We start from the raw sequence: 4,695 nt of genomic DNA, 5'->3' as shown, positions 1-4,695 counted from the left end.
CTGCGCCCGCGGCCTGAGGGGCGGACGGCCCCCGTGGCGTGTGCCTGTCCTCGTGGGGCGGCGCCCGCCCCGCTCAGTGGCTCAGCGATGACCGGGAGGCGGCGGCGAGGGCGGCCGTCAGCTCGGTGTCGGCCTGCCGGTCGAAGGCGAGTCGGGCCCGCAGCGCGGCCTGGGGGCCCGACGTCAGGCACCAGCGCCACCAGTGCCGCAGGGCGTCCGGCGTGACCTCGTCGGCGGGGATCACCGCCGGCCAGTTGCACGCCTGGGCCTGCGCGGTGACCTTCGCACCGCCCTCGACCGGGTCGACGACCAGCGCCGGCACGCCCGCCCGCAACGCCAGTACCAGGCCGTGCAGCCGGTTGGTGACGAGGACGTCCAGCCGGCGCAGCAACGAGTCGAACTGGCCGACGGTTCCGCACAGCCGCCAGTCGTCGCGGGCGAGCCTGGTGTCCAGTTCCACCCGCGCGCAGTCCTCGCCCGCGAGCCAGCCGGTCACCGCGTCCGCCACCCGGTCGTGCCGGCGCAGAGCGCCGTACTCGCCCTGCCCCCGGGTGAGGGCCACACCGGCCACCGGCGCCCGGGGCACGTCGCAGGCGGCGGACGACAGGTCGAGGGTGGGCGGCGCCTCGGTGCCGTCGCGCGCCACGACGCGGTGGAAGCCGCGCGCCGCCGGGGAGGACGCGTCCACGACCGAGACGCCGACCGCCAGCCGGTGGCAGTGCGCGAAGCGCCGGTGCAGCCCCTCCACCTGCGGACCGTGCACCGGCCCGCAGACGAAGACCAGCCGTCCGTAGCGGTCGTCGTCGACGTCGTCGAAGTGCAGGGCGTCCGGGCGGTAGCCGGGGCTCCAGACCGTGTCGTAGGCGATCTGCTCCCGGTCCAGGATCTCCTGCACGCGGTACAGGGCCAGAACGTCACCGGCTGTCACTTCGCCGTCGAGAAAACTGAACCACCCGGTCAGCAGTGTTTTGCCCCGGTCTGTCCGGGCACCTCGGCTTCCGTCCTCGGCAGCGTGCTCGGCCAGGTGGTCGGCCGCCCGCGCGAGGGAGGGATCGGTGCGGGGCGCGGTCGGCCCGGCTGCTGTACGTCGTTCGTCCATGGCAGCCGGGTTCACGCCTTCCCGTTCCTTACACCCGCCCGCCCGGGGCCGGGAGTCCTTTCCGGACACCCGGCGGTGCGGGCGGTCGGCGGACGGACCGTCCGGGCACGGCACCAGGCCGCAGGAGAGACCAGGAGAGACGCATGAAGAAGCAGCAACCTTGGCGACGGGCGGTGGTCACCGGGGGCGCCGGCTTTGTCGGTTCCCATCTGTGTGAGCGGCTGCTGGAGAGCGGTGTGCGGGTGCTCGCGGTCGACAACCTCGCCTCCGGCAGCATGGAGAACATCGCGGAGTTCGAGGGCGTGGACGGCTTCTCGTTCGAGCACCTCGACGTGAGCGAGCCGGGTGCGCTGCGTTCGCTGCCCGGCGGGCCCTTCGACCTGGTGATGCACCTTGCCTGCCCGGCGTCGCCGATGGACTACCTGCGGTTGCCGCTGGAGACGCTGGAGGTCGGCAGCGCCGGCACCCGCAACGCCCTGGAGCTGGCGTACCGCGACGGCGCCCGCATGGTGCTGGCGTCCACCTCCGAGGTGTACGGCGACCCGCAGGTGCACCCGCAGACCGAGGACTACTGGGGGCACGTGAACCCGGTCGGCCCGCGCAGCGTGTACGACGAGGCGAAGCGCTACGCGGAGGCGCTGGTGACGGCGCACCGGCGGGAGCGCGGTACCGACGCCGCCATCGTGCGGATCTTCAACACCTACGGGCCGAGGATGCGCCCCGGTGACGGCCGGGCGGTGCCGGCCTTCGTGCAGCAGGCGCTCAACGGGGAGCCGCTGACCGTGGCCGGCGACGGCAGCCAGACCCGGTCGCTGTGCTTCGTCGACGACACCGTGGACGGCCTGCTGGCGCTGGCCGCGAGCGACTTCCCCGGGCCGGTCAACATCGGCAACGACCAGGAGACCACGATGCTGGACCTGGCGCGGCGCATCATCGAGCTGGCCGGTTCCGACTCCGACGTCACGTTCCGCGAGCGCCCGACGGACGACCCGTCGCGGCGTCGCCCCGACATCGCTCTGGCCCGGCGGGAACTGGGCTGGGCACCGCAGGTCGGCTGGCAGGAAGGCCTGAAACACACGATCGAGTGGTTCGCCGGCCGGGCCTCTGCGCCGGCCGGGTGAGCGTCACCACTCCCGGCGTTTGACATCGCAGCCGAAGGCAACTGCGGAGTCCAGCCACGCCCGTGGGCTGCGGGCGTGCCCGATCCTCTCGACGGAGGCCCTCATATGCGCATCCTCGGCATCAACGCCGTCTTCCACGATCCGGCCGCCGCGCTGATCGTCGACGGACGGACTGTCGCCGCCGCGGAGGAGGAGCGTTTCTCCCGCCGCAAGCACGGCAAACGGCCGGTGCCCTTCTCCGCGTGGGAGATGCCCGAGCAGGCCGCCGCCTGGTGCCTGGAGCACGCCGGCCTGACTCCGGACCAGGTGGACGCGGTGGCCTTCTCCTTCGACCCGGAGCTGGCCCTGCCTGCGGAGGAGATGGGGCTCGACGACCCGTGGGACCACCTGCGCCGCACCTACGCCCGGATGGCGCCGGAGTTCCTCGCCGAGGCACTGCCCGGCCTGGACCCGACGCGGTGCCGGTTCGTCCCGCACCACGTGGCGCACGCGGCGTCCGCAGCGCTGGCCGGGCCCCACCAGGACAGCGCGGTGCTGGTGCTGGACGGCCGGGGTGAGGCGGCCTCGCACCTGGCCGGCCACTACCGCGGCGGACAGCTGACCAAGCTGGCCTCCCAGGCGCTGCCCGACTCGCTGGGCCTGGTCTACGAGGAGCTCACCGCGCATCTGGGCTTTCTGCGTTCCAGCGACGAGTACAAGGTGATGGCGCTGGCGTCGTACGGCAAGCCGCGTTTCCTGCCGCAGCTCCAGCAGTCGGTCTTCGCCACCGGGGACGGCGGTTTCTGCGCCCGCGGCGTGGACTGGCAGTCGCTGGTCCCCCGGAGGGAGCCGGGCGCGCCCTGGACGCAGGACCACGCCGACCTGGCGTCCAGCGCACAGATCTGCCTGGAGGAGGTCGTGCTGCAACTGGCCCGCTGGCTGCACGAGCAGACCGGCGAGCGTTGCCTCACGATGGCCGGCGGAGTGGCGCTGAACTGCGTCGCCAACTCGCGGATCGCCGCCGACGGCCCGTTCGAGCGGATCTGGGTGCAGCCCGCCGCGGGTGACGCGGGCACCGCGCTGGGAGCGGCGTTGCAGGTGGCCGCCGACGAGGGCGACAGGCCGCTGCCGATGCCCGGCGCCGACCTCGGCCGCGAGTGGTCGGAGGAGGAGATCCGGCAGATCCTCGAGGACGCGGCGGTGCCCTACGAGCGCCCGGACGACATCGCGGTGGCGGCGGCCGAGGTGCTCGCCGAGGACGGGATCGTCGCCTGGTTCCAGGGCCGCAGCGAGTACGGTCCGCGGGCGCTGGGCCGCAGGTCGCTGCTGGCGCACCCGGGCCGGGAGGCGAACCTCGATCGGGTGAACCAGGTCAAGGGCCGGGAGGAGTTCCGTCCGATCGCGCCCATGGTGGCGGCGGACCGGGCGCCGGAGATCTTCGACGGGCCGCAGCCCAGCCCCTACATGCTGTTCGTGCACGACGTGCGGGAGGGCTGGCGGGAGCGCATCCCGGCGGTGGTCCACACCGACGGCACCGCACGGATCCAGACGGTGGACCCGGCGCGCGAGCCCGTGGTCGCGAGAATGCTGGAGGCGTTCGAGCAGCGCACCGGCCTCCCGGTCGTGGTCAACACCAGTCTGAACACCGCGGGGCGGCCCATGGTGGACTCCCCCAGGGACGCCCTGGAGTGCTTCGGCTCCTCCCCCGTCGACCTGCTGGCCATCGGCCCGTTCGCGGTGCGCAGGGGGGCGATGTTCCGGTGAGCGCTGATCACGAGGCCTACTCCGTGGTGATCCCCACGGTGGGGCGGAGCTGCCTGGCCGACTGCCTGGGCGCGCTGGCCCGCTCGGAGGGCCCTGCGCCGGACGAGGTGGTGCTGGTCGACGACCGACCGGAGCGGGAGTCGGACCCCGCGCCGCTGCCGCTGGCCGTGCTCGGCTCGCTGCGGGACCGGACGACGGTGGTGCGCACCGGCGGACGCGGTCCGGCCGCGGCCCGCAACATCGGGTGGCGGATGGTGTCGACGCCCTGGGTGGCGTTCCTCGACGACGACGTGCGGGTGTCGGCGGACTGGCGTGAGCGGCTGGCCGAGGACCTCGCCGCCTGCCCGGTGGAGGCGGCCGGCACCGAGGCCGACCTGGTGGTGCCGCTGCCCGAGGACCGGCGGCCCACCGACTGGGAGCGCAACACCGCCGGCCTGGCCGACGCCCGCTGGGTGACGGCCGACCTCGCCTACCGTACGGACGCGCTGAAGGCCGTGAACGGCTTCGACGAGCGGTTCCTGCGCGCCTTCCGTGAGGACGCGGACTTGGCGCTGCGCCTCCAGGACGCCGGCTGGCGGATCACCACCGGCACCCGCCGCACCGAGCACCCGGTGCGGGAGGCCGGCGCGTGGGTCTCGGTTCGGGCCCAACGCGGCAACGCCGACGACGCGTTGATGCTGCGGCTGCACGGTCCGTCCTGGTGGCAGCGGGCGTCCGCGCCGCGCGGCCGGT

4 protein-coding genes are annotated in these 4,695 nt (G+C 74.0%); 3 read left to right on the top strand and 1 reads right to left on the bottom strand.

The genetic code is table 11. The features are described from left to right. Positions 1 to 73 precede the first annotated feature (73 nt). The gene (locus ACYVE9_RS16210; RefSeq protein ID WP_461028566.1) at positions 74 to 1,099 is read right to left on the bottom strand and encodes a polysaccharide pyruvyl transferase family protein; all 1,026 of its coding nucleotides are present in this window, start codon (positions 1,097 to 1,099) and stop codon (positions 74 to 76) included. Between the two features lie 143 nt (positions 1,100 to 1,242). On the opposite strand from ACYVE9_RS16210, the gene ACYVE9_RS16205 reads away from it, so the two are divergent. From ACYVE9_RS16205 to ACYVE9_RS16195, 3 genes are all read left to right on the top strand, one after another. Further along, positions 1,243 to 2,220, top strand: a complete 978-nt coding sequence (locus ACYVE9_RS16205) for a UDP-glucuronic acid decarboxylase family protein (protein ID WP_461028565.1) — start codon at positions 1,243 to 1,245, stop codon at positions 2,218 to 2,220. 105 nt (positions 2,221 to 2,325) lie between these two features. After that, positions 2,326 to 3,963, top strand: a complete 1,638-nt coding sequence (locus ACYVE9_RS16200; protein WP_461028564.1) for a carbamoyltransferase family protein — start codon at positions 2,326 to 2,328, stop codon at positions 3,961 to 3,963. Continuing rightward, positions 3,960 to 4,695: glycosyltransferase family 2 protein (locus ACYVE9_RS16195; protein WP_461028563.1), on the top strand; the 736-nt coding region annotated here is incomplete at its 3' end. The genes ACYVE9_RS16200 and ACYVE9_RS16195, both read left to right, overlap by 4 nt.

The organism is Streptomyces sparsus (assembly GCF_054776295.1).
Note: the sequence above shows the minus strand (reverse complement) of the source record. Positions and strands in the feature narration are given on the sequence as shown.